The 25,968-nt window shown below is 68.9% G+C and carries 27 protein-coding genes and 3 pseudogenes; 11 read left to right on the top strand and 19 right to left on the bottom strand.

The window, feature by feature from the left end; all coding sequences use genetic code 11:
* The first annotated feature begins 2 nt into the window (after positions 1-2).
* The 5 genes and pseudogenes from FGL25_RS02660 to FGL25_RS17190 all read left to right on the top strand — a co-directional run bounded on the left by FGL25_RS02660 (position 3) and on the right by FGL25_RS17190 (position 2,995).
* Positions 3-1,041: pseudogene (locus FGL25_RS02660) on the top strand (quinone-dependent dihydroorotate dehydrogenase).
* A gap of 456 nt (positions 1,042-1,497) precedes the next feature.
* Positions 1,498-1,941: a histidine kinase dimerization/phospho-acceptor domain-containing protein gene (locus FGL25_RS17205; protein WP_252969981.1), complete on the top strand. Its 444-nt coding sequence runs from the start codon at positions 1,498-1,500 to the stop codon at positions 1,939-1,941.
* A 113-nt stretch (positions 1,942-2,054) separates the two neighbouring features.
* Complete coding sequence (locus FGL25_RS17200) at positions 2,055-2,336, top strand: ATP-binding protein (protein ID WP_252969980.1); 282 nt, start codon at positions 2,055-2,057, stop codon at positions 2,334-2,336.
* Entirely contained in the window at positions 2,320-2,493 is a 174-nt protein-coding gene (locus tag FGL25_RS17195; protein WP_252969979.1) for a hypothetical protein, read from the top strand. Before FGL25_RS17200 ends, FGL25_RS17195 begins: the two co-directional genes overlap by 17 nt.
* A 10-nt stretch (positions 2,494-2,503) precedes the next feature.
* The gene (locus tag FGL25_RS17190; RefSeq protein ID WP_252969978.1) at positions 2,504-2,995 is read left to right on the top strand and encodes a response regulator; all 492 of its coding nucleotides are present in this window, start codon (positions 2,504-2,506) and stop codon (positions 2,993-2,995) included.
* Here the strand turns inward: FGL25_RS17190 and FGL25_RS02650 are convergent.
* Together FGL25_RS02650 and FGL25_RS02645 are read right to left on the bottom strand one after the other, a co-directional pair.
* Positions 2,992-3,411, bottom strand: a complete 420-nt coding sequence (locus FGL25_RS02650; protein ID WP_128720635.1) for a very short patch repair endonuclease — start codon at positions 3,409-3,411, stop codon at positions 2,992-2,994. The genes FGL25_RS17190 and FGL25_RS02650 overlap by 4 nt on opposite strands.
* Before the next feature lie 23 nt (positions 3,412-3,434).
* Positions 3,435-3,923, bottom strand: coding sequence for a peroxiredoxin (locus tag FGL25_RS02645; protein WP_088410358.1), 489 nt, complete (start codon positions 3,921-3,923; stop codon positions 3,435-3,437).
* Positions 3,924-4,057: 134 nt separating this feature from the next.
* Between FGL25_RS02645 and FGL25_RS02640 the strand changes: the two genes are divergently transcribed.
* Entirely contained in the window at positions 4,058-4,627 is a 570-nt protein-coding gene (locus FGL25_RS02640; RefSeq protein WP_003165965.1) for a YqgE/AlgH family protein, read from the top strand.
* A 16-nt stretch (positions 4,628-4,643) separates the two neighbouring features.
* Here the strand turns inward: FGL25_RS02640 and FGL25_RS02635 are convergent, their stop codons facing one another.
* The 13 genes and pseudogenes from FGL25_RS02635 to coxB form a co-directional block, all read right to left on the bottom strand.
* Complete coding sequence (locus FGL25_RS02635; RefSeq protein ID WP_003165966.1) at positions 4,644-5,639, bottom strand: serine hydrolase domain-containing protein; 996 nt, start codon at positions 5,637-5,639, stop codon at positions 4,644-4,646.
* A 179-nt stretch (positions 5,640-5,818) separates the two neighbouring features.
* Positions 5,819-7,492, bottom strand: coding sequence for a putative bifunctional diguanylate cyclase/phosphodiesterase (locus tag FGL25_RS02630; protein ID WP_138140884.1), 1,674 nt, complete (start codon positions 7,490-7,492; stop codon positions 5,819-5,821).
* Entirely contained in the window at positions 7,489-8,109 is a 621-nt protein-coding gene (locus FGL25_RS02625; RefSeq protein ID WP_138140883.1) for a GNAT family N-acetyltransferase, read from the bottom strand. The genes FGL25_RS02630 and FGL25_RS02625 overlap by 4 nt, the downstream gene beginning before the upstream one ends.
* 46 nt (positions 8,110-8,155) lie before the next feature.
* Positions 8,156-9,370, bottom strand: coding sequence for a M16 family metallopeptidase (locus tag FGL25_RS02620; RefSeq protein ID WP_138140882.1), 1,215 nt, complete (start codon positions 9,368-9,370; stop codon positions 8,156-8,158).
* A gap of 55 nt (positions 9,371-9,425) precedes the next feature.
* Positions 9,426-9,944, bottom strand: coding sequence for an SURF1 family protein (locus FGL25_RS02615; RefSeq protein WP_252969977.1), 519 nt, complete (start codon positions 9,942-9,944; stop codon positions 9,426-9,428).
* Between the two features lie 100 nt (positions 9,945-10,044).
* Positions 10,045-10,152, bottom strand: a pseudogene (locus FGL25_RS17185) (SURF1 family protein); the annotation flags it as partial.
* Entirely contained in the window at positions 10,149-10,577 is a 429-nt protein-coding gene (locus FGL25_RS02610) for a DUF983 domain-containing protein (protein WP_436835247.1), read from the bottom strand. The pseudogene FGL25_RS17185 and the gene FGL25_RS02610, both read right to left, overlap by 4 nt.
* Positions 10,574-11,452, bottom strand: a complete 879-nt coding sequence (locus tag FGL25_RS02605) for a cytochrome c oxidase subunit 3 (protein WP_003165974.1) — start codon at positions 11,450-11,452, stop codon at positions 10,574-10,576. Before FGL25_RS02605 ends, FGL25_RS02610 begins: the two co-directional genes overlap by 4 nt.
* 42 nt (positions 11,453-11,494) lie before the next feature.
* A complete protein-coding gene (locus FGL25_RS02600; protein WP_003165975.1) occupies positions 11,495-12,070 on the bottom strand; it encodes a cytochrome c oxidase assembly protein in 576 nt (191 codons plus the stop codon).
* A gap of 5 nt (positions 12,071-12,075) precedes the next feature.
* Entirely contained in the window at positions 12,076-12,336 is a 261-nt protein-coding gene (locus FGL25_RS02595) for a hypothetical protein (RefSeq protein WP_003165976.1), read from the bottom strand.
* A gap of 5 nt (positions 12,337-12,341) precedes the next feature.
* Positions 12,342-13,320 (bottom strand): annotated as a pseudogene (cyoE, locus tag FGL25_RS02590) (heme o synthase).
* A 63-nt stretch (positions 13,321-13,383) separates the two neighbouring features.
* The gene (gene ctaD / locus FGL25_RS02585) at positions 13,384-15,030 is read right to left on the bottom strand and encodes a cytochrome c oxidase subunit I (protein ID WP_046652139.1); all 1,647 of its coding nucleotides are present in this window, start codon (positions 15,028-15,030) and stop codon (positions 13,384-13,386) included.
* Positions 15,031-15,053: 23 nt separating this feature from the next.
* Positions 15,054-16,022: a cytochrome c oxidase subunit II gene (coxB, locus tag FGL25_RS02580; RefSeq protein ID WP_138140880.1), complete on the bottom strand. Its 969-nt coding sequence runs from the start codon at positions 16,020-16,022 to the stop codon at positions 15,054-15,056.
* A 264-nt stretch (positions 16,023-16,286) separates the two neighbouring features.
* On the opposite strand from coxB, the gene FGL25_RS02575 reads away from it, so the two are divergent.
* The 4 genes from FGL25_RS02575 (at position 16,287) to tldD (ending at position 19,626) form a co-directional block, all read left to right on the top strand.
* A complete protein-coding gene (locus FGL25_RS02575) occupies positions 16,287-16,700 on the top strand; it encodes a PadR family transcriptional regulator (RefSeq protein ID WP_252969976.1) in 414 nt (137 codons plus the stop codon).
* Positions 16,701-16,715: 15 nt separating this feature from the next.
* Positions 16,716-17,282, top strand: coding sequence for a DUF1700 domain-containing protein (locus FGL25_RS02570; protein WP_138140879.1), 567 nt, complete (start codon positions 16,716-16,718; stop codon positions 17,280-17,282).
* A gap of 25 nt (positions 17,283-17,307) precedes the next feature.
* The gene (locus tag FGL25_RS02565; protein WP_138140878.1) at positions 17,308-18,087 is read left to right on the top strand and encodes a GIN domain-containing protein; all 780 of its coding nucleotides are present in this window, start codon (positions 17,308-17,310) and stop codon (positions 18,085-18,087) included.
* 108 nt (positions 18,088-18,195) lie between these two features.
* Positions 18,196-19,626, top strand: a complete 1,431-nt coding sequence (gene tldD / locus FGL25_RS02560) for a metalloprotease TldD (protein ID WP_138140877.1) — start codon at positions 18,196-18,198, stop codon at positions 19,624-19,626.
* On the opposite strand, the gene mnmH is transcribed toward tldD, so the two are convergent.
* Genes mnmH through FGL25_RS02540 form a run of 4 tightly spaced genes read right to left on the bottom strand, consistent with a single transcriptional unit; the run spans position 19,623 to position 23,727 of the window.
* Complete coding sequence (mnmH, locus tag FGL25_RS02555) at positions 19,623-20,675, bottom strand: tRNA 2-selenouridine(34) synthase MnmH (protein ID WP_252969975.1); 1,053 nt, start codon at positions 20,673-20,675, stop codon at positions 19,623-19,625. The genes tldD and mnmH overlap by 4 nt on opposite strands.
* Positions 20,675-21,730 (bottom strand): selenide, water dikinase SelD, encoded by a 1,056-nt coding sequence (gene selD, locus FGL25_RS02550; RefSeq protein WP_138140876.1) that lies wholly within the window; start codon positions 21,728-21,730, stop codon positions 20,675-20,677. Before selD ends, mnmH begins: the two co-directional genes overlap by 1 nt.
* Positions 21,731-21,761: 31 nt before the next feature.
* Complete coding sequence (locus FGL25_RS02545) at positions 21,762-22,694, bottom strand: TraB/GumN family protein (RefSeq protein WP_252969974.1); 933 nt, start codon at positions 22,692-22,694, stop codon at positions 21,762-21,764.
* A 55-nt stretch (positions 22,695-22,749) separates the two neighbouring features.
* On the bottom strand, positions 22,750-23,727 hold the full coding sequence (locus tag FGL25_RS02540; protein ID WP_138140874.1) for a TraB/GumN family protein: 978 nt from the start codon (positions 23,725-23,727) through the stop codon (positions 22,750-22,752).
* 145 nt (positions 23,728-23,872) lie between these two features.
* Between FGL25_RS02540 and FGL25_RS02535 the strand changes: the two genes are divergently transcribed.
* Complete coding sequence (locus FGL25_RS02535) at positions 23,873-25,921, top strand: TonB-dependent receptor plug domain-containing protein (protein ID WP_138140873.1); 2,049 nt, start codon at positions 23,873-23,875, stop codon at positions 25,919-25,921.
* Positions 25,922-25,968: the final 47 nt, after the last annotated feature.

Genomic DNA, 25,968 nt, shown 5'->3' with positions numbered 1-25,968 from the left:
ACATGAGCCTGACCGACCTCGGCGCCTGGGCGCTGCGCCAACTCGACCCCGAAACCGCGCACCGCCTGGCCATCCGCGCCCTGCAGATGACGCCCCTGCCCGCACCCGGCGCCGACGATCCGATCCTGAAGACCACGATCGCCGGGCTGGAGATGTCCAACCCCGTCGGCCTGGCCGCCGGCCTCGACAAGAACGGCGAGGCGCTGGAAGGCCTGTCGCGCCTGGGCTTCGGCGCCGTGGAGTGCGGTTCGGTCACGCCGCGCGCCCCAACCCGGCAATCCCAAGCCGCGCCTGTTCCGACTGGCCGAAGACCGGGCGATCATCAACCGCATGGGCTTCAACAACGAGGGGCTGGAACCCTTCGCCGCCCGCCTGGCGCGGCGTCCGACCCGCACGGCCATCGGCGCCAACCTGGGCGCCAACAAGGACACCGAAGACAAGGCCGCCGACTATGTCGCGGGGCTGAGGCAACTGGCGGGGCTGGCCGACTATTTCACCGTCAACATCTCCTCGCCCAACACGCCGGGCCTGCGCGCGCTGCAGGGCCGCGAGGCGCTGGACGACCTGCTGGGCCGCATTCATGAGGCCCGCCCCGCCGACGGGGCGCCTGTCTTCCTGAAGATCGCACCCGACCTGATCGGCGAAGAGATCGGCATGATCGTCGAGGCCTCCATCGCCCACCGCATCGACGCCCTGATCGTGTCCAACACGACGCTGGAGCGGCCCGCCTCCCTGCGGTCCGCCTATAAGGGCGAGGCGGGCGGCCTGTCGGGCGCTCCATTGAAACCTTTCGCCCAGAAGGCGCTGGAGGCCGCGGCCGAGGCGGCGGGCGGGCGCCTGCCGCTGATCGCCGTGGGCGGCATCGCCGACGGCGCGGACGCCTATGCCCGCATTCGCGCGGGCGCCTCGGCGGTCCAGGTCTATTCGGCCCTCATCTATGAGGGACCGGGCATGGTCGGCCGGATCAAGCGCGATCTGGCGGCCCGTCTGCGCGCCGACGGCTTCGCCAGCATGGCCGAGGCGACCGCCTCCGGCCGTTGACGGAGCATTAGGTCTCCGTCGCCATGATGCAACCGAGGGGCGCCATCGCCCGTTCGGAACGCCGCATGACGCAGACCGACGCATCCCGGAACGGGTGGGCTTACGCCATCCGACAGCGGCACAAGATGCTGCCCCAACGGCTTGTCGTGGGGTTGGCCTGCGCCCTGTTGTTCAGCCCTATCCTGGGCCTGCCCATCTGCCTGGGCTGGCTGGCGGTCTATCTGCTGATGCAAGCGGCCGAGGCCGCCGCCTTCGCCCCCGTGACGCGCGGCCAGGTCTCCGCGCCCAAGGGCTGGCGCGGCGCCCTGGGCGATCTGGCGCTCACGGCCAACGCCGGGGTCTACGCCAGCATCGCCGTGCCGCTGTGGATCATGGGCGGTCTGCCCGGCGGCGTAGTCGCCCACTACCCTGCTGGCGGCGGGCGCGATCAATTCGGTCATCGCCTCGGCCGGCAATATGCGGGTCTTCCTCTGGACGGCCGCGCCCCAGGTGGCGGTGCTGGCCTTGGCGCCGCTGTTCATGGCTCGCCTGGGGGTCGAGGGCCGCTTCATCCTGCCGGTCGCCATCGGCGTCGTGGCCTTCATCTTCTTCTGCCTGACGACCCGCAGCCGCCTTCACGCCGCTGGCGAAGCCGAAGCCCGCGCCCTGAAGGAAGCCGACGGCAAGCGTCGTCAGGCCGAGAGCGTCATGGCCGGCCGCAGCGCTCTTCTGGCCGCCGTCGCCCACGACCTGCGCACCCCGATCGGCGCCATCCTGACCGGCGCCCATGAACTTACGCGCGTCGCCGCCCCCTCGTCCGCGACGCGCCAGCAGACGGCCATGATCGAGGACGCCGGGCTGATGATGAAGGGGCTGCTGGACGACCTGCTGGACCACGCCGCCTCGACGCCGGGCGCCTGAAGGTCGAGACGCGGGATTTCAACCTGCGCGACCTGCTCAACCACACCTTCCGCCTGTGGCAGGGCCCGGTCAGGGCCAAGGGCCTGCGCCTGCGCCTGGACGGCTCGCGTTATATGCCGGGCGTGGTTCAGGGCGACGCCATGCGCCTGCGCCAGGTGCTGAACAACCTGATCTCCAACGCCGTCAAATTCACCGATGCGGGCGTCATCACCATCCGGCTGCGCTCCTGGCGCGATGAGGCCGGGCTGCATGTCCTGCTGATCGACGTGGCCGATACCGGAGCGGGCATGACGGCCGGTCAGATGGACCGCCTCTTCACCCCGTTCGATCAGACCACCGACGGGCGTCGCCGCACGCTACGGGGGCTCGGGGCTGGGCTTGGCGATCAGTCGTGATCTGGTCGAGCTGATGGGCGGCCGCCTGACGGTCCGCAGCCAGGCGGGCCAAGGCTCGACCTTCACTGTCGCCCTGACCCTGCCCGAAGGCGTGGGAAGAGGCCGCCGCGCTCGCCTCCGACCTCGTCGCCGCTCCCCCTGTCCGCAGCCTGCCTGAACGGGCGCCCATGCCGCCGTCAGCCCCGACCTTGGCTCCAGCCCCGACGCCGCCCTCCGTCATGACTGAGACGGATGCACCGCGCGACGCAGAACGCCCCTTAAGAGTGCTGGTGGTCGACGATCACGCCATCAACCGCCGCGCCATTCAGGTGATCCTGCAAGCCTTCGACTGCGAGCTGACCATGGCCGAGGACGGCCTGGCCGCGCTGAAGGCCTGCGAATCCGGCGTCTTCGACGTCATCTTCATGGATGTGCGGATGCCGGAGCTCGACGGCCGCGAAACCACCCGCCGCCTGCGCTCGGGCCATGGGCCGAACGTCGCGACGCCCGTCATCGCCGTGACCGCCGACACCGCGCCCGAGGACATCGCCGCCTGCCTGGACGCGGGCATGAACCACTTCGTCGCCAAGCCGTTGACCCCGGCGGTGCTGTTGGCCGCCCTGAGCGAGGTGCTGGGCGCGGCCGACGAGGCAGACATCAACGCCCAGGCCGTCGCCTAAGTCGTCGCCTTCTCCAGCAACGCGTCCAGCAGCCGCTCGCCCCAATCCGGCGCCTTCTGCTCGCATTCCCACAGGGTCAGCACGCGCCAGCCCTGCGCCTGCAGCTCCGCCGTGACGCGGTCGTCGCGCGCCCGGTTGCGATCGATCTTGGCCAGCCAGTAGTCGGCGTTGGAGCGGGGCTGGCGCGCCCCGCGCGGGCAGTCATGGCCATGCCAGAAACAGCCGTGGACGAACAGGACGACGCGCCGCCCCTTCATCACCACATCGGGTCGGCCAGGCAGGCCGCAGCCGCCCAGCCGATAGCCGATCCCGGCGCCCCGCAGCAGGCGCCGGACCTTCATCTCGGGCGCGGTGTCGCGCCCCTTCACCCGGCGCATGACGGCGCTGCGTTTTTCCGGGGTGAAGACGTCGCCCATGGTTCAATAAGCGACGCGGGTCGTCACAGCTGGGCCAGCAGGTGCTCGGCCGAGGAGACCTTGAACTCGCCGCCCTGCTCGATGTTGAGCTGGTCGACCACGCCGTCCTTGACCAGCATGGAGTAGCGCTGCGAACGCTCGCCCATGCCGAAGCCCTTGGCGTCCAGCGCCAGGCCCACCGCGCGGGTGAAGTCGCCGTTGCCGTCGGCCAGCATGACCACGTCGTCGGCGCCGTTCAGATCATTGGCCTTGGCCCAGGCGCCCATGACGAAGGCGTCGTTGACCGAGACGCAGGCGACCGTGTCCACGCCCTTGCCCGCCAAATCGGCGCGATGGTCGACATAGCCCGGCAGATGGCGCGCCGAACAGGTCGGGGTGAAGGCGCCCGGCACGGCGAACAAGGCGACCGTCTTGCCGCCGAACAGCTCGGCCGTCGTGACCGGCTTGGGGCCGTCGGGCGTCATGGTCGTCAGGGTGGCGTCGGGAATGCGGTCGCCGATCTGGATGGTCATGTCGGGGTCTCCGGGAGTTCGGCCCGGACGATCCAGGACGATGGGAGTCAGATAGAGACCCGTAAGGAGATCGCCAAGCGCGTGGGCCTTGAGAATGGCTTGCGCCCATCATCGTCCGCCCCGATGATAGGGGCATGACCGCCTTCTCCTCCCTGACCGGGCGTCTTCTGGTGGCGATGCCGGGCATCGACGACGATCGCTTCCGCCACGCCGTCATCCTGATCTGCGCCCACGACGACGAACACGCCCTGGGCCTGCGCCTGGACCAGCCCGCGCCGGGCGTCTCCCTGGCCGAAGTTCTGGAAAAGCTGGACACCCCCGTCGACGACGCCGCGCGCGACCGTTCGGTGCTGATCGGCGGCCCGGTCGAGCGCGAGCGCGGCTTCGTCCTGCACACCGCCGACTGGACCAGCGAGGACGCCAGCCTGACCTTCGGCGACGGCCTGGCCCTGACCGGCACCCGCGACGCCTTGGCCGCCATGGCCGACGCCGAGGACGGCCCCAGCCGCGCCATCTTGCTGCTGGGCTACGCCGGGTGGGGCGAGGGGCAGTTGGAGGAAGAGCTGAACGAGAACGTCTGGCTGACGACGGACGCCGACCCGGCCCTGATCTTCGACGCCGACTACGACACCAAATGGAGCCGCGCCCTGGCCGCGCTCGGCGTCGACGCCGCCCGCCTGTCCAGCCAGAGCGGCCGGGCCTGAAGGCGGTCGAACGCCCTCAGGCTCCGAGCATCTCGCTGACGAACTCATCGGTGTGACGGCGTTTGGCGGACAGGGCCGCGACGGCGATCCGTCGATCCTTCACCACGACGACCTCGGCCTGCGATCCCCATGTCCCGCCGTTGTGGAAGGCGGCCTCTCCGCCCTTGTGCGGGGCCAGAAGCCAGCAATAGCCGATGGCGACCGCGCCCATCTGGGCCACAGGCGTCTGAGCCCTGAGCACGCCCTTGACGATCTCGTCCGGCCCCTCGCCCCAGGCGGCGCGCAGGAAACGCAGTTGATCCTCGACCGTGGAAGCCAGCATCCCCGCAGGCGCCATCTGGTCGCGCAGATAGGGCACGGGGCGATCCCAGTCGTTGACGCTGATCGCCACCAGATCGGGCTCTTCCTCCGGCCGCAGGAAGTCCGTGCGTCGGATTCCCAGCGGTCTGAGCAGGCGCTGATCCAGCAGATCGGCGAAGTCCATCCCCGCGGCGTGCGCCAGGGCGTCGCCCAGCAGGCTGACGCCCATGCTCGAATACCGAGGCGCTTCGCCGACCCGCGCCTGTTTCACCGCCGCCATGAGCATGGCGCGATACTTCGCTGCATCCACGCCGCGCCACGGATCCTTCACCGACAGGGACAGGGCGGCCAGGCTTTCGCGCCAGAACAGGGGCTTGGGCGTATTCGGCAGTCCGCTGCGATGGCTGGCCAGTTCAACCAGGGTCGGCGGCCTGAACGGCCAGGGCAGAGCCTTGCCGAACAGATGATCCACCGGCGCCTCGGGATCGACGTCTCCCGCTTCGACCATGACGCCCAGCAAGGAGCCGGTGAAGACCTTGGTGACGGAGCCGATCTCGAACCGTCGGTCGATTTCATGATCGGGGAAGGCGGCGAAACAGAGCCTGGCCCCATCCTGCACGCCGACGGCGAGCGGCGCCGAAGAGGCGCCTTTCAGCTTTTCAAAGCTGACATCAAGGCGCTCGTTCGTTTGAGACTCACCTTGCAAACGCATCGACTGTGCGCCCCTGAATGTAAAAACAAGAGGCGATCAATCAGTTCGACAGCAACGGGTTCAAGTTACAAATAACTTAGATAAAGCCTATCCGGCGTCACCTTTAACGCCCCAAGCAAATCTATTTTATACGAACCGACGCGACACGGCCGCATCTTCTCGCCTGCAGCTTGCTGAAATCAGCCGGACCGCGCCTTGATCGGCGCCGCGCCGTCGGCGAGGGATTCGTTCAGATAGACCTCGGCCTCCTGGGCCGGCAGAGCGGGCGCATAGCCGAAGCCCTGGCCGTAATGGCAGCCGTCATCGAGCAGCAGTTGCGCCAGGGAGGCGTTCTCGACCCCCTCGGCCACCACTTCCAGCGCCAGGTCGCGACCCAGGTTGACGACGGATTTGACGATCTTGGCCGAGCCTTCGTCCTTGTCCATCGTCAGAACGAAGTAGCGATCGATCTTCAACGTGTCGAACGGCAGCTTGGCCAGGTAGGACAGGGACGAGAACCCCGTGCCGAAATCGTCCAGCGCTAGGCTGGCGCCCGCCTCGCGCAGGGCCTTCAGCACCTCAGCGGCGCGTGCGGTGTCGCGCATGATGTCGCCCTCGGTGACTTCCAGCTTCAGGGCGCCGCGCGGCAGGCCCGCCTCCTTGATGATGCGGGCCACGTCCTCGACCAGATGGGCGCGCTCGATCTCGCCCACCGACAGGTTGACGCTGCAGAACAGCCGCCCGGCGCCGGGGTGGCGCTGCAGCCACTCGGCCAGCTGACGCGCCGCCTCGGTCATCATCAGCAGGCCCAGCTCGTTCATCAGGCCCATTTCGTCGGCCAGGGTCAGGAACTCGTCCGGCGGCACCAGGCCGCGCCGGGGGTGGCGCCAGCGCGCCAGGGCCTCGAAGCCCGCCACGGCGCCGCTGTTCAGATTGACGATCGGCTGGAAGAAGGGCTCGATCTCGCCGCGCACGAAGGCGTTGCGCAGGTCCGCCTCAAGCGCCAGGCGCGACAGACTGTCCGTCTCCAGCGCCCGGCCATAGGCCGCCGCCCCGCCGCGCCCGGCCTGCTTGGCCTGCTCCACCGCCAGTTCGACCCGACGCAGCAATTCAGCGGCGTCCGGCGCGTCCGGTCCGCCCTCGGCCGTCACGGCGCCGATGGATAGGGTCGGGTAGATGTCGAAGCCCGCCAGCCGCAGCGGCTGCTCCAACGCCTCGCGCAGGCGTTCGCTGCCGCTGGCGCCGCTGCCGCCGCGCCGCACCAGGACCGCGAACTCGTCCTCGCCGATGCGGGCCGGGATGCAGTCTTCGGAGAAGGCCGCCGACAGGCGCGACCCCAGGGCCGACAGCACCAGATCGGCGCGCTCATGGCCCAGCGCCTCATTCAGGCGGCGCAGCCGGTCCAGGTCGGCCACCACCATCTCATAGTCGCCCGCCGTCCCCAGCGTCTCGGCCACGCGCACCAGGAAGGTGCGTCGATCCAGCAACCCTGTCAGCGTATCGCGATCCGCGCCCGCGAACTTGGTTTCAAGCGCGACGATACCCGCCGCGCGCAGGCCGTCCTCCAGCCAGACGCCGCGCCACAGGCAGGTCTCGCAACCGCGCATCCGCAGGCGCACGGCGATCTCCGTCCCCTCGGCCTGGGGTTTCAGCAAGCGGTCGGCCAGGGCGCGGTCCTGCGGCATGGCCAGGGCGGTGAAGGCGGCGCCTGAGCACTGCGGCGCCAGCGGTCCCAAGCCCAATGGCCGGGTGGCTCCGGTGAAGCGAATCTGATCTTCCGCCGGCGTCCAGATCCACAGGGCGGCGTCGGCCGCGGCGAGGGCTTCGATCGCCGTGGTCGGATCCCACGTCAGGGCTCTGGCTCGTGTGCTCAAGACGGGTCCGATACTCTGACGGAAGGGGCGGCGTCGGCGGCGAACTCATCACGCAGGACGCCGAACAGCAGATGGTCTGCCCACCGGCCGTTAATTTTCAAATAAGCGCGGGCGACGCCTTCCTGACGAAAGCCCGCCTTTTCCAGCACGCGGCGCGAGGCGTGGTTGGTCGGCACGCAGGCGGCCTCGACGCGATGCAGCCCCAGGGCGCTGAAGGCGTGGCCCAGCATGGCCCGCGCCGCCGCCGTGCCGACGCCCTGTCCGGCATAGGGGCGGCCGATCCAATAGCCCAGGGTGCCCGTCTCGGCCACGCCGCGCCGGATGTTGGACAGGGTGATGGCGCCCAGCAGCGCTTCGTCGGCTTGATCGAACACGAACAGGGGCCAGGCCGTGCCCTGCTCCATCTCCCGCGCATAGACGCCCAGGCGGCGACGATAGGCGGCGCGGGTCAGATCGTCCTCAGCCCAGGCCGGCTCCCACGGCTGCAGATAGTCACGCGATTCCTCACGCAGGGAGGCCCACGCCACATAGTCCGCAGGGCGCGGCGGGCGCAGCAGAACCCCCTGCCCGTTCAGGACCGGTCCGGTCGCCTCGGCCATCCAATCGAACAGGGCCATGGGGCAGACGATAGCGCGAAGCGATCTCGGCGTCAGCAGGCCGCGATCAGTCCGCCGCCATCCGCTGGCGGAAGACGCGCCCCGCCCCGCCCGCGGCCTTGGGCCCCAGAACCGCCGTCGCCGCCAGTCCCTGGCTCGTCATGGCCTGGCCCACCGCGCGCAGATCCTGCGCCGTCTGCGCCTCGATGCGGGCGGCGCTCTCTTCCGACGAGACGGGCGCGCCGAACGCCAGGGTCTGCCCCGCCAGACGGCCCGAGCGGCTGGCCGGGCTTTCGTCGGCCATCCACAGGCTGGCGTTCAGCACCGCCTTGGCCCGCGCCAGCTCCGCCTCCGTCGGCCCCTTGTCGGCCAGATCGAGGATCTCGGCGGCGCACAGCTCGGCCAGTTCCAGCGACCGCTCGGCCGCCGCCCCGGCGTAGACGCCCAGCACGCCCAGTTCGTCATAGGTCTCTTGATAGGCGTCGATGGCGTAGGCCAGGCCCCGATCCTCGCGCGCGCTCTGAAACAGGCGCGAGGCCATGCCCCCGCCCAGGATTTCGGTGAACAGGCGCAGGGCCGGCTGGCGCGGATCACGAACGCCCAGACTGGGCAGCTGGAAGACCAGATTGGCCTGTTCGATCTTGCGCGCCAGCTTCGCCTCGCCGCCGGTGAAGACAGCCGACGCCGTCGGTTCGTGCGGCGCGGCGACCGCCTGGCCGAACCAGGCCTCGGCCAGGGTCAGCAACTCGGCCTCATCGACCGCGCCGGACACCGACACCACCATGTGATCGGGCGAATAGAGGCGCGCGCGCCAGTCGGCCACGGCCGCCCGGTCGGCGGGCGCCAGGCTGGCGATCGAGCCCAGGATCGGCCGCCCCAGAGCCTGGCCGGCGAAGGCCTGGGTCTGGGCCATCTCGAACACATGATCGTCGGGGGTGTCGAAGGCCTCGGCGATCTCCTGCGCCACCACGTCCTTCTCGCGCTCGATCTCCTCGGACGACAGGGTCGGGCGGAACACCAGGTCGGACAGCACCTGCATAGCCAGCGGCAGGCTGCCCTTCAGGGCGCGCACGTCGAAGCTGGTGCGCTCATAGCCGGTGGCGGCGTTGATCGAGCCGCCCTCGGCCTCGATGCGCTCGACGATCTCGCGCGCGCCCATGTCGCCCGCGCCCTTGAAGACCAGATGCTCCAGCAGGTGCGACCAGCCGGAACGCGCTTCATCCTCCATGCGGGCGCCGCCGTTGACGGCCACGGTCACGGCGATGGTGCGAAGGCCGGGCATGGGGTCGCACACGACGCGCACGCCGTTGGACAGGGTGTGAAGACGAGCAGTCAGGTCAGCGATCCTTGGAAGGCGTGGGGCGATAGCGGCGCAGCAGCAGGGCCGCATAGAAGACGACCAGGGTGATCGCCAGGCCGAACCAGGTCAGGGCGTAGCCCAGGTGGTTGTTGCTGAAGGCGGCGGGCGGCGCCACCGGCCGCAGCGCCGTCAGTTCAGGATTGGCCGAGGTGGTCGCATAGACGGTGTAGGACGACACCGCCCCCGTCACGCCCAGGGCCTCAGCCATCGCCGCCCGGTCGCGGCCGTAGAAAACCTTGCCCGACGGCGGCGGGGTCATGGCGTTGGGGCCGGGCGCCTGACGCACCACGCCCGCGACGACGACCGGCATGGCGGCCTCGGCCCGCACGGCGGGGCGCTCAAGGGTTTCGGCGGGCAGGAAGCCGCGATCGACCAGCACCGTCCCCCGCCCCTCGACCGGACAGGCCGAAATCAGCCGCACCCCGGCGTCGCCGTCCTCGATGCTCTGAAGCTCGACGAAGGGCGCCGCGTTCAGGCCGCGGCAGGTCACGACCACCTGGCGGAACTCGGGATCCTCCAGCGCCAGGGCTTCGGCCAGGGGAAGCGGCGCCTGGGGTCGCAGCGACCTCGGCCTTGTCGATCAGGTCCAGCTTCCACTGCAGCCGCTGCACCTGCCACACGCCCAGCGTCAGCAGGGCGCCCAACAGCAGGACGGCGATCACGGTCAGGATGATGGGAAAGCGAGGCCGGGCGGCGACGGTCATCGGGTCTCTCGGTGGGAATTGGCGCCGCGCTGGCGCAGCATCTGCAGGGCCGTCATCAGCCCTTTGCCCGGCCGCATCAAGGCCACAGCCAGAACCGCGACCAACGGCAGCCAGATGATCAGGTGCAGCCAGATCGGCGGGCTCCAGGCGATCTCGACGGCCAGGGCCGAGAAGCCGACCAGAAAACCCGCGATCTGCATGATGAAGGTGGCCGCGCCGTCGCCCGTCTCGACCGCGCCCAGGTCATAGTCGCAGGCCTCGCAGACGGCGCGGCGCTTCAGGAAGCCCTGGAACAGAGGCCCGCGCCCGCAGGCCGGACAGCGCCCCATCAGCCCCGCGCGAACGGCGGGCCAGACAAGCAAATCGGCGCGGGGCTTGGGGCCCCGCGCCGACGAAAGCTCGATTTGTCCGTCGCGTTCGATCAACCGAAGACGACGTACATGAAGACGAAGAGGAACAGCCACACCACGTCGACGAAGTGCCAGTACCAGGCGGCGGCTTCGAGACCGAAATGCTTCTGCGGGGTCATCTGACCGGCGTAGAGACGCAGCAGGCAGACGGCCAGGAAGATGGTGCCGACCAGGACGTGGAAGCCGTGGAAGCCCGTCGTCATGAAGAAGATGGAGCCGTACAGCTTGGCCTGGGCCGCTTCTTCGCTGAAGAACAGGTGGCCGTGCAGGATGTGGTAATATTCATAGGCCTGAACGCCGGTGAACAGCACGCCCAGCAGGACGGTGATCAGCAGGCCCAGCTTGGCGCCCTTGCGGTCGCCGCCGATCAGGGCGTGGTGCGCCCAGGTCAAGGTCGTGCCCGACAGCAGCAGGATGACCGTGTTCATGAGCGGCAGGCTCCACGGGTCCAGCAGCTCGACGCCCTTGGGCGGCCAGGTCTGCCAGGCGGTCGCCGTGTCGGCCCAGTTGCCGACTTCCGGGATGATCGTGCGCGCTTCGTTGAAGATCGCCATGTCGAAGAACATCCAGAAGAAGGAGACGAAGAACATCACCTCCGACGCGATGAACAGCACCATGCCGTAGCGCAGGCCGATGCCGACGACCGGGGTGTGGTCGCCCTTCTTGGATTCCTTGATGACGTCGGCCCACCAGCCGTACATCGTGAACAGCACGCCCGCGAGACCGGCGAAGAACAGCCACTTGGTGCCTTCCGGCAGACCGAACAGGCCCTTCATCCACATCACGGCGCCCACGAACATGATGCAGGCGGAGAAGGAGGCGATCAGCGGCCAGGGGCTCGGATCGACCAGATGGTAGTCGTGTTGCGGTTTCGCGTGAGCGTCAGCCATTCCCAAGGTCTCTGAATTAAGGCGAGAGTCGTTTGAAGAGGGCTATAGCCCCCGCTCTCCGGCTTTGCCAACAGCAGAGTCGTTCGCAACGGCCTGCTGAAAGCCTTTGGTTGGAAAGAAGGTGTAGCTGAGGGTGATTTCGCGCACCCCCTTCACCTCGGCGTCGGTCGCCATCTCGGGCGCGACGAAATACTGCATCGGGAAGGAGACGGTCGCGCCCGGCGCGATCTCCTGCCCCTCGAAGCAGAAGCACTGAAGCTTCTGGAAGTACGGACCGGCCCGCTCGGGCACCACATTGTAGGCCGCCGTGGCGTGGATCGTCTGGTTCGAGGTGTTGGTCACCTCGAAATAGGCCATGCCCGTCTCGCCGATGCGGACCTTCTGACTGAACTGCTCGGCCTTGAAGGTCATCGGCAGGTCGCGGACGTTGGTGTCGAAACGGATCAGGACTTCCTGATCCAGGATCTCGGTCGGCGCCGCCTCGGCCTTCATGGTCGTGCCGTCGAAGCCCGTGACCTGGCAGAACAGCCGGTACAGCGGCACGGCGGCGAAGGCCGCGCCCGTCATGAAAATGACCAAGGCTGCGCACAGCAGCGCGACCGAATTCTTGTTCTTCACGGCCCTCAAGGCTCCTGGGTTGCGGGCGCGGGAACGGGTGCGTCCGGCTGGACCGGCGCCGGCAGGGCCGGATCGGCCCTCTCCAGCGTGGCCAGGGCCGCCGCCTCGGCTTCATGTCGCGCCTGGTTGTTGGCGTGCATGCGCGACACCGTCACGGTGTAGACCAGGGCGATGAAGGCCAGCAGGCCCAGGGCGATGGCCACGTTGCGACGCTTGCGCGCACGAACCTGTTCATCGTTCAGCTTCAGGTACTGGAGGTTGGACATGGGATTCAGACTCCGACGCCCGACAGATGCTCGACCAACAGGGCCGAGAACAACGCCATCAGGTACAAGATCGAAAAGGCGAACAGGTTGCGGGCCGGTTTGGCCTCGGCCCGGACGTCATACAATGCGGCCTCTCGCCCCACGGCCTCGGCCTTGTCGGGTTGATCGCCGGCGCGCGAGCGCCACAGGCGGAAGGCCAGGGCCAGGAAGCCCAAGCCGCCCGCGACCGAGACCACCAGATAGATGGGGCCGCCCAGGCCGGTGAAGGCGGGCGCGATCGCCACGGGCACGAAGGCCAGGCTGTAGAGCATGATCTGCAGGCGGGTGGACTTGGCTCCGCGCGCCACCGGCATCATCGGAATGCCCGCCTTGGCGTAGTCGCCGGCCGAATAGAGGGTCAGGGCCCAGGTGTGCGGCGGCGTCCACATGAAGATGATCAGGAACAGCAGCCAGGCCTGCCACGGCGCGTCGCCCGTCACCGCCGCCCAGCCGATCACGGGCGGCAAGGCCCCGGCCGCGCCCGCCGATGACGATGTTCTGGGGCGTGCGGCGCTTCAGCACCAGGGTGTAGAGCCAGGCGTAGTAGACGATGGTCAGGGCCAGCAGGCCGCCCGCCAGCCAGTTGGTCGTCATGCCCAGCAGCATGACCGAGAAGATCGACAGCACCATGCCGAAGGCGATGGCGTCGTTCTTGCGCACGCGTCCGGCCGCGACCGGGCGTCCGCGCGTGCGACGCATCAGGGCGTCGGTCTCGCCCTCGACCGCCATGTTCAGCGCGCCCGCCGCCCCGGCGCCGATGGCGATGCACAGAACGGCGATGACAGCGTTGACCCAGCTCAGCTGCCCCGGCGCCACGACCAGGCCCGTCACCGCTGTGAACACCACAAGCGACATGACGCGCGGTTTCAACAACTGGAAGAAGTCTTCCGGCTGGGCCGTGGTGACGAGGGGCGTTTCTTGGGCGGGGCGTTCGATCATGGTCATAAAGCGCGAAGGCCGCCCTTCCGGTTACGGAAGGGCGGCCTCTCCGAGTCTATCCGATACGGATCAGTGGTTGTCCGCCTTGACCACCGGCAGTTCGTTGAACTGGTGGTGCGGCGGCGGCGAGGACAGGGTCCACTCCAGCGTGGTGGCGCCTTCGCCCCACGGGTTGGCCTCGGCCTTGCGGCGACGGATGGCGGATTCCACCAGCAGCACCAGGAACACGCCCACGCCGATGATGGTGATCAGATAGCCGACCGACGAGACGTGGTTCCAGTAGGTGAAGGCTTCCGGATAGTCGACGTAGCGACGCGGCATGCCCTGCAGACCCAGGAAGTGCTGCGGGAAGAACACCAGGTTCACGCCCACGAACATGATCCAGAAGTGAGCCTGAGCCAGGAACTCGTTGTACTTCACCCCGAACATCTTCTCGTACCAGTAGTAGAAGGCCGCGAAGATCGAGAAGATGGCGCCCAGCGACAGCACGTAGTGGAAGTGCGCCACGACGTAGTAGGTGTCGTGCAGGCTGTAGTCGATGCCGGCGTTCGACAGGACCACGCCGGTCACGCCGCCGACGGTGAACAGGAAGATGAAGCCCATCGCCCACAGCATGGGCGCCTTGAAGGTGATGGAGCCGCCCCACATGGTGGCGATCCAGCTGAAGATCTTCACGCCCGTGGGCACGGCGATGATCATGGTCGCGGCCACGAAGTAGGCGCGCAGGTTCACGCTCATGCCGACCGTATACATGTGGTGCGCCCACACGATGAAGCCGATGAAGCCGATGGCGACCATGGCGTAGGCCATCGCGAGGTAGCCGAAGATCGGCTTCTTCGAGAAGGTCGAGACGATGTGCGAGATCATGCCGAAGCCCGGCAGGATCATGATGTACACTTCGGGGTGGCCGAAGAACCAGAACAGGTGCTGGTACATCACCGGGTCGCCGCCGCCGGCCGGATCGAAGAACGAGGTGCCGAAGTTACGGTCGGTCAGCAGCATGGTGATGGCGCCCGCCAGAACCGGCAGCGACAGCAGCAGCAGGAAGGCCGTGATCAGCACGCCCCAGGCGAACAGCGGCATGCGGTGCAGGGTCATGCCCGGCGCGCGCATGTTGAAGATGGTGGTGATGAAGTTGATCGCGCCCAGGATCGACGAGGCGCCCGCGACGTGCAGCGAGAAGATCGCCAGGTCGAACGACGGCCCCGTGTGGCCCATGGTCGACAGCGGCGGATAGGAGGTCCACCCCCCGCCGAAGCCGCGGCCCGGCCCGCCGTCGACGAACATCGACAGCACCAGCAACACGAAGGCGAAGAAGATCAGCCAGAACGAGATGTTGTTCAGGCGCGGGAAGGCCATGTCCGGCGCCCCGATCATGATCGGGATGAAGTAGTTGCCGAAACCGCCCATCGTCGCGGGCATGACGACGAAGAACACCATGATCAGGGCGTGAGCCGTGACCGTGACGTTGTAGCCGTGCTTGGACGCCTCGACGATCCCCAGTTGCTGGATGATCGTGCCTTCCTTGAACAGCTGGATGCCCGGCTCGGCCAGTTCCCAGCGGATCAGGCCCGACAGGGCGCCGCCGACAAGGCCGGTGAAGATGGCGAACACCAGGTACAGAATCCCGATGTCCTTGTGGTTGGTCGACAGGAACCAGCGGGTGAAGAAGCCCGGCTTATGGTCGTGTGAATCGTGAACAGCAGCGGTGGCCATGGGTCTGGGCTCTCGCGTCTCTCTTACTGAGCGGCCGGCGCGGCGGGCGCGGCGGCGGTTGCGGGGGCCGCAGGCGCGGCGTCGGTCGGGGCGGCGGCGCCGGCGGCCGGAGCGGCGGGCGCTTCGGCGACGGCGGGCGCAGCCGCAGCAGCGGCGGCCGCTGCGTCATCGGCGGCCTTGGTCATGGAGCCGCCCTTGGAGGCGACCCAGGCGGCGAAGGCTTCCTTGCTCACCACCTTGACGTGGATCGGCATGAAGGCGTGGTCGACGCCGCACAGTTCGGAGCACTGGCCGTAGTAGTCGCCTTCCTTTTCGGCGCGGAACCAGGTCTCGTTCATGCGGCCCGGAACGGCGTCCACCTTGATGGCGAAGGCCGGCACGGCGACGGCGTGGATCACGTCCGAAGCGGTGATCAGCAGGCGCACGTTCTGACCGACCGGAACCACCATCGGCTCATCGGCGGCCAGTCGATACAGATGCTTGGGCGCCTTATCTTCCGGCAGCATGTTCGAGATGTACTCGGCCACGCCCTGGTCCGGATATTCATAGCCCCAGTTCCACTGGTTGCCGGTGATCTTCACCGTGACGTCCGAGTCCGGATAATCGTGATAGGCGAACAGTAGGCGGAACGAGAACAGGGAGATGCCGACCAGGATCAGCACCGGCACCACGGTCCAGATGACCTCGATGACCGTGTTGTGGCTCCACTTGGCCGGGGTCGGGTTGGCGCGCTTGTTGTAGCGGATCGCGATCCACACCAGCAGCGCCAGCACCAGGACGCAGATCACGGTGATGACCGGCATCAGCACGACGTTGTGGAAGAAGTGAGCCTCGTGCGCCAGCGGCGCGGCGGCCGTCTGCAGGCCCAGGCCCGCCGGAACCGGCTGCCCCAAAAGATCCTGCGCCATCGCCGGCGCAGCGAAAATGGCGGCAAGGGCGGTCGCGGCGATACCGCCCCCCAACCGCGCCATGGCTCGCATGCCCATCCCCATTCGAGAAGTCCTCATAAACCGTTCTGCAGCAGACGTTTGCGAGCAATTCGCAAGCGTCGCCGGGCCCAGACGGACCTCGGCGTGTCATGGCCGGTCCTTATCGGCTCGAACCGCCCTTGCCAAGCGATCAAGCGCACCTATGGCGCCCTCTCGACAAAATGCGGTCGATTAAATCGCTGTCATGTTTGAACAGCTACCTTGCACGACAAGATACCTTGCGATACCCCTTGAACATCCGAAGAGCGGACGCCCAAGAGGGATCGAATGCCCGACACCATCGACATTCAACTGAAGAAAGGCGTGCTGGGGCTCTGCGTCCTGGCGCTGCTCGCCCGACGCGACAGCTACGCCTATGAGATCGCCAGCCGCCTGTCCGACGCCATCGGCATGGGAGAAGGCACCATCTACCCGCTGATGCGGCGGATGCAGACCGACGGCCTGGTGGAGACCTATCTGGTCGAATCATCCAGCGGCCCGTCCCGCAAATACTATCGCCTGACCGGCGCGGGCCGCCGCGCCCTGGACGGCCAGACCGGCGAGTGGCGAGCCTTCGCCCGCGCCGTCGAAGCCCTGATCGCCGGCGATGACGACGAAAGCGTCATTGTCGCGGAAGCTCCAGCGGAGACGCCCGCCTTGCTCGATCAGAGCGCCCGAACCGAATCGACCGCCCCAAGCTGACAGGGGAGAGGACAAATGAACCGCGCGGAATTCCTGGCGCGACTGCGACGCGGCCTGGTGGGCCTGCCCGCCGCCACCGCCAATGAGATCGTGGCCGACTACGAAGCCCACTTCGCCGACGGCGCCGCCGCCGGCCGCAGCGAGGCCGAGGTGGCCGAGGCCCTGGGCGACCCGGATCGCCTGTCTCGCGAGCTGAAGGCCGAGGCCGGCGCCCAGCGCTGGCGTCAGGAGCCGTCGGCCTCATCCGCCGCCGGGGCCGTGTTCGGCATCCTGGGCCTGGGCGCGATCGACATCCTGATCCTGCTGCCCATCGCCCTGCCCGTCTTCGGCACGGTGCTGTCCCTGCTGCTGGGCGGGGTCGGCGTCTTCATCGCCGGCGGCTTCGTCATGGTGGCGGGCGCCTTCATGGGTCTGCCGGGCGGGGCGCTGGCCGCCGCGCTTCTGGGCGTCGGCCTGATGGGTCTGGGCATCTTCATGGTCGGGATCATGGCGCTGCTGACCAAGTGGCTGATCGACGCCACCGTCTGGTACGCCCGCCTGCACTACCGCGTCGTCAAACCCGCCCTGGAACCCCAGGCCTAAAAGCCAGAGAGAGGAGAACACAGTCATGATCCGCAATCTGCTCATCATCTCCGGCGCGGGCCTGATACTGGCCATCGTCGGCATCGGCGGCGCCTTCGCCGTGGGAGGCCGCGACCTGGCCCGCCACGACTGGACCTGGGTCATCACCGACGACGAAGCCGGCGACAGCGGCTTCACCGTCGAACGCGGCCAGGTCTCGCCCGACACGACCCGCACCATCGAATGGACCGGCGGCGACCGCCTGGCCATCAACATCCCCGCCGACGTGGTCTACGACCAGCAGGCCGATACGCCGGGCATCACCGTCTCGGGCGCCCAGAGCGTGGTCGAGCGTGTCCGCTTCTCCAACGGCCGCCTGACCCTGGACGAGGCCCCGCGCGGCGATCGCAGCTATGTCCGCTGGACCCGCACCGGCATTCGCGGCTGGAGCGAGACCGACGCCCTGAAGATCATCATCAAGGCCCCCTCGGTGAAGACCTTCGACCTGTCCGGCCCGACCGAGCTGAAGATCCGCGGCTATGACCAGCCGTCGCTGGACCTGACGCTGACCGGCTCGTCCGACGTGCGGGTCCAGGGCCGGACCGACGCCGTGACGATCGACGTCTCCGGCGCCGGCGACGCCCGCATGGACGAGCTGATCGTCGACGACGCCAAGGTCCGCGTCAGCGGCTCGGGCGAGGTCCGCGTCGGCCCGAGCAGCAAGGCCGAGGTCGACGTCTCGGGCAGCGGCGAAGTCCGCCTGACCCGCCGCCCCGCCGAACTGCGCCAGTCGGTCAGCGGCTCCGGCGAGGTGACGGAGGACTAGGCGTCGCCTGCACGTGCATGACGCCGATCGGCCCCTTTCGCACGACGAGAGGGGCCGATTGCTTTTGCGGGCCGTGACGCCGCGCTCCTCAGCCCCTATCTAGCGTCCATGAGCACCGTCGCCTCCCCCTCCCCCATCCTCGACGCCGCAGGCGTAGCCCCGGACGAGGCCCTGTCGATCCTGCAGACCGCCCTGGCGGGCGCCGACGACGGGGAGCTGTTCCTTGAAAAGACCGAGAGCGAATCCCTGGTCTTCGACGACGGGCGGCTGAAGGGCGCCTCCTATGACGCCGTCGAGGGCTTCGGCCTGCGCGTCGTGGCGGGCGAGACCGCGGGCTACGCCCACGCCAATGAGATCTCCGCCGCCGCCATCCGCCGCGCCGCCGACAGCGCCGCGCTCGCCAAGCGCGGCTATGACGGAACCGCCGCCGAGGCGCCGCGCGCCACCAACCAGCGCCTCTATGATCCGGTCGATCCGCTGCTGACCCCGGCCTTCTCGGACAAGATCGCCCTGCTGGCCGAGATCGACGCCTGGGCCCGCGCCCGCGATCCGCGCGTGGTGCAGGTCTCGGCCTCCCTGGTCGGCGAGCGCCGCGCCATCGACATCCTGCGCGGCGACGGGCGGCTGCTCAGCGACCTGCGCCCGCTGGTGCGGCTGAACGTCTCCGTCACCGTCGAGAAGGACGGCCGCCGCGAGAGCGCCTCGTCCGGCGCGGGCGGCCGCGCGGGCTTCGAGGAATGGGTCGCCCCCGAACGCTGGCAGGCCCAGGTGGACGAAGCCCTGCGTCAGGCCCTGGTCAATCTGGAGGCCGTCGACTGCCCGGCGGGCGAGATGGACGTGGTGCTGGGCGCGGGCTGGCCGGGCGTCCTGCTGCACGAGGCGGTCGGCCACGGCTTCGAGGGCGACTTCCACCGCAAGGGCTCGTCGGTCTTCACCGGCATGATGGGCAAGCGCGTCGCTGCGCCGGGCGTGACGGTCGTGGACGACGGCTCCATCGCCGGACGCCGCGGCTCGCTGTCGTTCGACGACGAAGGCACCCCGACCTCGCGCACCGTGCTGATCGAGGACGGGATCATGGTCGGCCTGATGCACGACCGGCTGTCGGCGCGTCAGTTGGGGGCGAACGCCACCGGCAACGGCCGCCGCCAGTCCTTCGCCCATACGCCGATGCCGCGCATGACCAACACCTTCATGGAAGGCGGCAGGGACAGTCAGGCCGACATGATCGCCTCGACCAAGCGCGGGCTCTACGCCGCCAACTTCGGCGGCGGCCAGGTGGACATCACCAACGGCAAGTTCGTCTTCCAGTGCACCGAGGCCTATCTGATCGAGGACGGGAAGATCACCGCCCCGGTGCGCGGCGCCACCCTGATCGGCGACGGGGCCACGGCCCTGACCCAGATCCAGATGATCGGCGACGACTTCGCCTTCGACCCCGGCGTCGGCACCTGCGGCAAGGCCGGTCAGGGCGTCCCCGTCGGTATCGGCCAGCCCAGCCTCAAGATCGGCGGCCTGACGGTCGGCGGCACGGCGGTCTAGAGCGCGGCCGCCCGCACCGCCACAGCCTCAGCGGCGCGATCCAGATCGCTCTCAGCGCCGCCGTCCATCGTGATCTCGTCCAGATCGCGCGCCCCCGCAGACGCGCGGCGATAGGCCGGGTCGTAGTGCTCGCGCATCAGGGCCGTCGCCAGGGCGCGCAGGTCGCCCGCCTGCGACAGCGCGCGCCACTGCGCGATCCGCTCGCGGCTGTGATGGCTGGGCATCCGCGCCAGCAGGGCGTCGCGCACGGCCGCATCCTCGGTCGCCGCCTGATAGTCGCGCAGCACCCGCTCGACCCGCGCCTCGAACGGGGCGGACAGGCGCAAGGCGGGCGCCGCCTTCATCGCCGCCCACAGCACGGGCGGCACGGTCAGGCGGCCGATGCGGCTGGCCTCGGCCTCGACCACCACGGGACGGCTCAGGTCGAGGGCGGAAAGCGCCGCATAGAGACGGCTCTCAAACAGCTTCTGCGACGGCTGCTCCGTCTCGGTGCGCCCGAACAGGGAGCCGCGATGCGCCGCCAGCCCTTCCAGATCCAGGCTCTGGACGCCGTAATCCGCCAGGCGCGCCAGCACCTCGGTCTTGCCGCTGCCGGTCAGGCCGTCCAGCAGGACCAGCTTCAGCGTCGGGGCCGTCTCCAGGTCATGCAGGGCGGCGGCCACCGTCCGGCGCCAGCTCTGATAGCCGCCCTCCAGCCGCGTGACGGGCCAGCCGACCTGCTCCATCACCGTGGTCATGGCCGTCGAGCGCTGTCCGCCGCGCCAGCAATAGACCAGGGGCTGAAACCCGCCGTCGCGGTCGCCCAGCGCCCCGTCCAGATGCGCGGCGATGTTGCGCGCCACCAGGGCCGCGCCCAGGCGGCGGGCGAGGAATTTCGAGGTCTGGACGTAGAGGGTTCCCACCTCGGCCCGCTGGGCGTCGTCCAGCACCGGCAGGTTGATCGCGCCGGGCAGGTGGTCCTCGGCGAATTCGCCGGGGCTGCGCACGTCGATGACGGCGTCGTAGCGGGCGAGCGCCCCCAGCGACACGTCCGCCGTCAGCCGCGCCATCAGCCGCCCGCCTTCACGACCACGGAAGGCGCGCCCTCGCGCACCCGGCCGACGCGGCGCGCCGAGGCGAAGCCCATGTCCTGAACCAGCGCCATCACGTCGTCCGCCGCCTCGGGCGGGACGGCGATCAGCAGGCCGCCCGAGGTCTGGGGATCAGTCAGCAGGTCGCGCCGCCATTCCGGCAGTTCGGCGTCCAGCGTCACCGCCCCGCCATAGGCCGCCCAGTTGCGCACCGAAGCGCCGGTCCGCACCCCGGTCTGAGCCAGGGCGGGCGACCCGTCCAGAAACACAGGCGCGTCGGCGTCGATCTCGACCGTCAGGCCCGCGCCGCGCGCCATCTCCAGCGCATGGCCCAGCAGGCCGAAGCCGGTCACGTCCGTCACCGCATGGACGCCGTCCATCGCCGCCAGCTTCGGCCCCGGCGTGTTGAGCTTGGTGGTCGAGCCGATCAGGGCCTCATAGCCGCCCGCCTCCAGCCGCCCCTGCTTATAGGCGGCGCTCAGAACGCCGACACCCAGGGCCTTGGTCAGGATCAGCACGTCGCCCGCCCGCGCGCCGCGATTGGTCAGCACCCGGTCAGGATGCGTCAGGCCCAGGGCGACCAGGCCGTAGATCGGCTCCAGGCTGTCGATCGAATGGCCGCCCGCCACGGGCACGCCCGCCTCGGCGCAGACGGACGCGCCGCCTTCCAGCACCCGGCCGATGGTCTGGGGCGACAGCTTGCCGACCGGCATGCCGACGATGGCCAGGGCGAAGATCGGCGTCGCCCCCATGGCGTAGACGTCCGACAGGGCGTTGGCCGCCGCGATCCGGCCGAAGTCGAACGGATCGTCCACCATCGGCATGAAGAAGTCGGTCGTGGCCACCAGGGCCTGCTGGTCGTTCAACCGCCAGACCGCCGCGTCGTCCGAGGTCTCGGTCCCCACCATCAGATCGGCGAAGGCCGCCGTGCGCGGCGTCGAGGCCAGGATGGACTGCAGCACGTCAGGCGCGATCTTGCAGCCGCAGCCGCCGCCATGGGCCAAGGAGGTGAGTCTGGGTTCGATGTCGCTCATGCCCCCGGCGTCGGCCTTCGGAGGCCGGGCGTCAACCGCCTTCGTGCGCGGAGGAGACGCGCCATTCGGGACCGCTGACCTCCAGTCCCCTTGCCGCCGCCTGATCCAGCAGACCGCCAGCTTCCGCCGCGACGCTGATCGGCATGACCATCAGGGTGGTCCGGGCGGCCGTCAGGGCGTCGGCCAGCGCCTCACTCCACTGCGTGCGGCCGTTCCGGCGCAGATCGCTATCGGCGAACATGGCGCAATGGTCGATCGCCTGTTCCAACGGACTGGCCATGACCGCACGAACGTCCTGCCTGGCCCAGCTCGCGCCCCTCTGAGCCATGCCGTCCTTTCCCGCCTCGGTCGCGCGAATGGCGGCCGAAAGACAGGCGATCTGGTTGTCGTCCGGCACGGCGACGGCCTCGTCGACATGGCGAGCGTCCAGGTCTCCAACGTGAACCGTCGATTTCTTCGCCTTACGCGCCATGGAGCGGACCGTCGTCAGCACGCCGCGCCCCGCGCCGCGCTCATAGGCCAGCCGGTCGTCCAGCAGATCGCGCGCAACGGCCACCAGCCCCCGGTCGGCGTAGTTCTGGCGATAGCGGGCGCCCAGGGCCTCCAGCCGGGTCAGTTGATCGGCTTCAAGATAGTCCGCCGTCGTCGCGCCATCCGGCAGACGGGCGCGGGCGCGGCGCATGCGCATGTAATCCCCCAGGCTCATCGTCGCCGTCTGGGACATGACGATGGCGTCCGCCTGTAACACCGCCGCCTCCAGCGCCTCGGGCCGCCAGACGATGTCGCGCGGCACGGCCGAGAGCGCCCCTACGATGATCACGACGCTCTCTCCGTTGCGAATCTCCCATGTCGGCGCACCCGATCGACGCGCCACCACGACGATGTCCTCAAGAGTCGTTGCGGCTTCGTCCTGAGCCCAGGTCGGCGTCCCCGACACCAGAATCATCGCCGCTGCGAGAACCATTGCGCCTTTTGATCTCATGGCGTCCCCTCCCCTTCCTAAGCCCCGTCCGACGTCTTCAGCCGCCCGAAGGCGCCGCCTTCCACTGCGGACCATCCACCTCGAAGCCCTGGGCCTCCAGCGCATCCAGCACGCCGCCCGGCTCGGCCAGACGACGCAGCGGGGCGACGGCCATGGTCAGGCCGGGCTGGGTCAGGGCCTGGGCGATGGCGTCGGTCCATTCGGTACGCAGTTGCGACCCGATTTGCGGGTCGCCCCAGGGCCAGCAGCGGTCCACCGCCTGATCGACCGGCGAGGCCAGCACCTCGGCCACCCGCAGCCCGCGCCATGCCTCGGCCCGCAGGCGCACCGCCTCCGGTCCCAGTTCGGCCGCCGACAGGGCGGCGCGCAGGCATTCGCGATGCGTCAGGGGCGGAGCGGAGATCAGGCTCTCCACCAGATCGGCGCCGCGCACCACCCCGACGGAGCGGATCGGCACGCGCGCCTTGCGGGCGGCGCGGCGCACGGCGTCGTCGGCGCCGACCGGCCGGGCGTCCTTCTCGCCCGCCTTGTCCTTGAACAGGTCGATGGCCAGCATCAGCAGACTGTATCGCCGCCACTGGTCGGTCTTTTCGTCCGCCATCAGGGCCTCCAGCCGCGCCTGATCCTCGGGCGTCAGGTAGTCGGCCGTCGTCGCGCCTTCCGGCAGCCAGCCGATGGTGCGGATGCGCCACATCAGGCGCAGGACGTCGGCGGGCGAGGCTCGGCCGCGCTGTGGGAACAGGATGCGGTCGGAACGGGCGGCGGCCTCCTCCAGCGCCTGGGCGCGCCATTCGAAGTCGCGCGGCGCCTCCTCGATGGCGCCGACCAGGATCATCACCCCCTCGCCGTCGCGCCGCACCGTCCACATCGGCGCGCCTGCCCGACGCGCCGTGACGACCACCTCGTCCACGCGGGTCGCCGCCTCGGCCTGCTCCTGGGCGGCGAAGGCCGAGGACGGAGCCGCCGCAGCAAGGATGAGAGCGGCCAGGGCGACGGAAAGAAGAGGAGCTTTCATGCCTTCATCCTAAGGGCTGAAAATTCCATCGCACGTGACTATTCCGTAATGCTGTCAGCGATTTAATCCACCTGTCGGGCTTGTAACTGGAGATCGAACCGCCACGCCGCCAAACCTCTGCCAGACACCGAGGGAGAGGGACGTCATGAACACCAAGAGCGCCTTGCTGGCGACCACCGCCCTATTGCTGGCCGCCGCGCCGACCATCGCGCTCGCCGCCGATGCGCCCGCCGCACCCGTGCGCCAGTCGGCCGCGCCCGGCGATCAGGCGGTGCTGATCTTCACCCCCGACTTCTTCGCCGACGCCCGCCCGAACACGGCGCTGGACATGGTCAACCGGGTGCCCGGCTTCTCGGTCAACGACGGCGACGGCGCGCGCGGCTTTGAAGGCGCGGTCGGCAACGTCCTGATCAACGGCTCGCGCCCCGCATCGAAGAACGACACCGGCTCCAACGTCCTGGGCCGCACCGTGGCCAGCCAGGTCGAGCGCATCGAGTTGATCCGCGGCGGGGCGCCGGGCATCGAGATGCAGGGCTATTCCGTCGTCGCCAACATCATCCTGAAGAACACGACCAGCCGCGAACACATCGCCACCTTCAACGCCAGCCTGTTCGAGGGCGGCCAGGATCTGTACGGCGGCTCCTATCAGTTCACCGAGCGCAGGGGCGACCGCACCTGGGGCGTGACGCTGAGCGACGGCATCTCCAGCAGCGACTCCAACGGCGCCGGGCCGTTGCGCCGGGTCGGCCCGAACGGCGAGCTGCTGCGCGCCGAGGATTACTACAACGACGGCTACGGCGGCGGGAACTCGATCCGCGGCAACTTCTCAAGCCCCCTGCTGGGCGGCAAGGTCGACCTGACGGCGCGCTACGGGATCAACGACTGGCACAACATCAACCGCCAGACGGCGCCGGGCGTCCGCCGCGAAGCCCTGTTCGACGAGGACACCAAGAGCGGCGAGGTCGGCGTGGTCTACACCCGCCCCCTGTCCAAGCGACTGAAGCTGGAGACGCGCTTCATTCACGAGTTCGAGGAGTTCGACAACGTCGCCACGTCGCGCAACCGCGAAGCCGACATCGAGGAGCCGATCCAGCGTTTCGCCGCAACCGGCGATTCATCCGAAACCATCCTGCGCGGCCTGCTGCGCTTCGAGCGGTCCGCCGCCCTGGAGTTCGAAGGCGGGGGCGAGATCGCCTACAACATGCTGGAGGTCGAGCAGGCCTATTCGGTCGGCGGAACGCCCATTCCCCTGCCCTCGGCCTCGGTCAAGGTCGAGGAGACGCGCGGCGAATTGTTCGGCAAGGCCACCTGGCGCATCAATCCCAAATGGACGCTGGAAGGCGGCCTGAGACTGGAATCCTCGACCATCAGCCAGTCGGGCGACGCCGAGCAGGAGAAGAGCTTCGTCTACGCCAAGCCGCGCCTGCTGACGACCTGGACGCCGACGGCCGGCGCCCAGGTCCGCCTGCGGATCGAGCGCACGGTCGGCCAGTTGGACTTCGGCGACTTCGCCGCCTCGGCCGAGCTCCAGAACGAAAGCGTCTTCGGCGGCAACGTCGATCTGCAGCCGGAACAGCGCTGGGTCAGCGAACTGACCTTCGAGAAACGCTTCTGGGGCGAAGGCATCGTCAGCGTCGGCCTGCGCCATGACGAGATCACCGACGCCATCGACGTCATCCCTCTGGACGGCGGCTATGCGGCCGTGGGCAACATCGGCGACGGCACGCTGGACCAGCTGGTGCTGAACGTCACCGTCCCGACCGACAAGCTGGGCCTGTCCGGAGGCAAGTTCGGCTTCAAGAACACCTGGAACCATACCGAAGTCACCGACCCCACCACCGGCGAGACCCGCCCCATCTCGGGCATACGCGCCAGCCAGGCGACCATCTCCTTCCAGCAGGACGTCACCCGTTTGAAGCTGCAGTGGGGCGGCGCCTGGATTCCGCTGCTGGGCCAGAAGAACTATCGGCCGGACCAGATCTCCGGCTGGCGCGGCCACGACTATTACGAGCTGTGGGCTGAATACAAGCCGACGCCGACCCTGGCGATCCGCGGCCAGATCAACATCTGGGATGACTTCAACGTCGAGCGCACCGAGTTCGGGGACCGCATCGCCCGACCGATCGCCTTCGTCGAGAACCGCTTCGTCGACCCGCGGACCTTCTACCAGATCCGCCTGCGCAAGACCTTCTGAGCCATAAGAAGAGAACCCTCCGGTCGTCGTCTCGTCCCCCCAACGCG

It is taken from the genome of Brevundimonas vancanneytii (genome assembly GCF_901421975.1).
Classification (GTDB): domain Bacteria; phylum Pseudomonadota; class Alphaproteobacteria; order Caulobacterales; family Caulobacteraceae; genus Brevundimonas; species Brevundimonas diminuta.
This window is presented reverse-complemented; position numbering and strand designations above follow the sequence as displayed.

Bases quoted from the DNA above. Each gene is read 5' to 3' on its own strand.
- FGL25_RS02650 (WP_128720635.1), bottom strand. From the start codon at position 3,411: ATGGGCGACGTCTTCACCCCGGAAAAACGCAGCGCCGTCATGCGCCGG.
- FGL25_RS02570 (WP_138140879.1), top strand. From the start codon at position 16,716: ATGAACCGCGCGGAATTCCTGGCGCGACTGCGACGCGGCCTGGTGGGC.
- FGL25_RS17200 (WP_252969980.1), top strand. From the start codon at position 2,055: ATGCCGGGCGTGGTTCAGGGCGACGCCATGCGCCTGCGCCAGGTGCTG.
- tldD (WP_138140877.1), top strand. From the start codon at position 18,196: ATGAGCACCGTCGCCTCCCCCTCCCCCATCCTCGACGCCGCAGGCGTA.
- FGL25_RS02545 (WP_252969974.1), bottom strand. From the start codon at position 22,694: ATGGTTCTCGCAGCGGCGATGATTCTGGTGTCGGGGACGCCGACCTGG.
- FGL25_RS02535 (WP_138140873.1), top strand. From the start codon at position 23,873: ATGAACACCAAGAGCGCCTTGCTGGCGACCACCGCCCTATTGCTGGCC.
- FGL25_RS02575 (WP_252969976.1), top strand. From the start codon at position 16,287: ATGCCCGACACCATCGACATTCAACTGAAGAAAGGCGTGCTGGGGCTC.
- mnmH (WP_252969975.1), bottom strand. From the start codon at position 20,675: ATGGCGCGGCTGACGGCGGACGTGTCGCTGGGGGCGCTCGCCCGCTAC.
- FGL25_RS02595 (WP_003165976.1), bottom strand. From the start codon at position 12,336: ATGTCCAACCTCCAGTACCTGAAGCTGAACGATGAACAGGTTCGTGCG.
- coxB (WP_138140880.1), bottom strand. From the start codon at position 16,022: ATGGGGATGGGCATGCGAGCCATGGCGCGGTTGGGGGGCGGTATCGCC.
- FGL25_RS02625 (WP_138140883.1), bottom strand. From the start codon at position 8,109: ATGGCCCTGTTCGATTGGATGGCCGAGGCGACCGGACCGGTCCTGAAC.
- FGL25_RS02645 (WP_088410358.1), bottom strand. From the start codon at position 3,923: ATGACCATCCAGATCGGCGACCGCATTCCCGACGCCACCCTGACGACC.
- FGL25_RS17190 (WP_252969978.1), top strand. From the start codon at position 2,504: ATGCCGCCGTCAGCCCCGACCTTGGCTCCAGCCCCGACGCCGCCCTCC.
- FGL25_RS02565 (WP_138140878.1), top strand. From the start codon at position 17,308: ATGATCCGCAATCTGCTCATCATCTCCGGCGCGGGCCTGATACTGGCC.
- ctaD (WP_046652139.1), bottom strand. From the start codon at position 15,030: ATGGCCACCGCTGCTGTTCACGATTCACACGACCATAAGCCGGGCTTC.
- selD (WP_138140876.1), bottom strand. From the start codon at position 21,730: ATGAGCGACATCGAACCCAGACTCACCTCCTTGGCCCATGGCGGCGGC.
- FGL25_RS02605 (WP_003165974.1), bottom strand. From the start codon at position 11,452: ATGGCTGACGCTCACGCGAAACCGCAACACGACTACCATCTGGTCGAT.
- FGL25_RS02640 (WP_003165965.1), top strand. From the start codon at position 4,058: ATGACCGCCTTCTCCTCCCTGACCGGGCGTCTTCTGGTGGCGATGCCG.
- FGL25_RS02620 (WP_138140882.1), bottom strand. From the start codon at position 9,370: ATGCCCGGCCTTCGCACCATCGCCGTGACCGTGGCCGTCAACGGCGGC.
- FGL25_RS02540 (WP_138140874.1), bottom strand. From the start codon at position 23,727: ATGAAAGCTCCTCTTCTTTCCGTCGCCCTGGCCGCTCTCATCCTTGCT.
- FGL25_RS02635 (WP_003165966.1), bottom strand. From the start codon at position 5,639: ATGCGTTTGCAAGGTGAGTCTCAAACGAACGAGCGCCTTGATGTCAGC.
- FGL25_RS17205 (WP_252969981.1), top strand. From the start codon at position 1,498: ATGCGGGTCTTCCTCTGGACGGCCGCGCCCCAGGTGGCGGTGCTGGCC.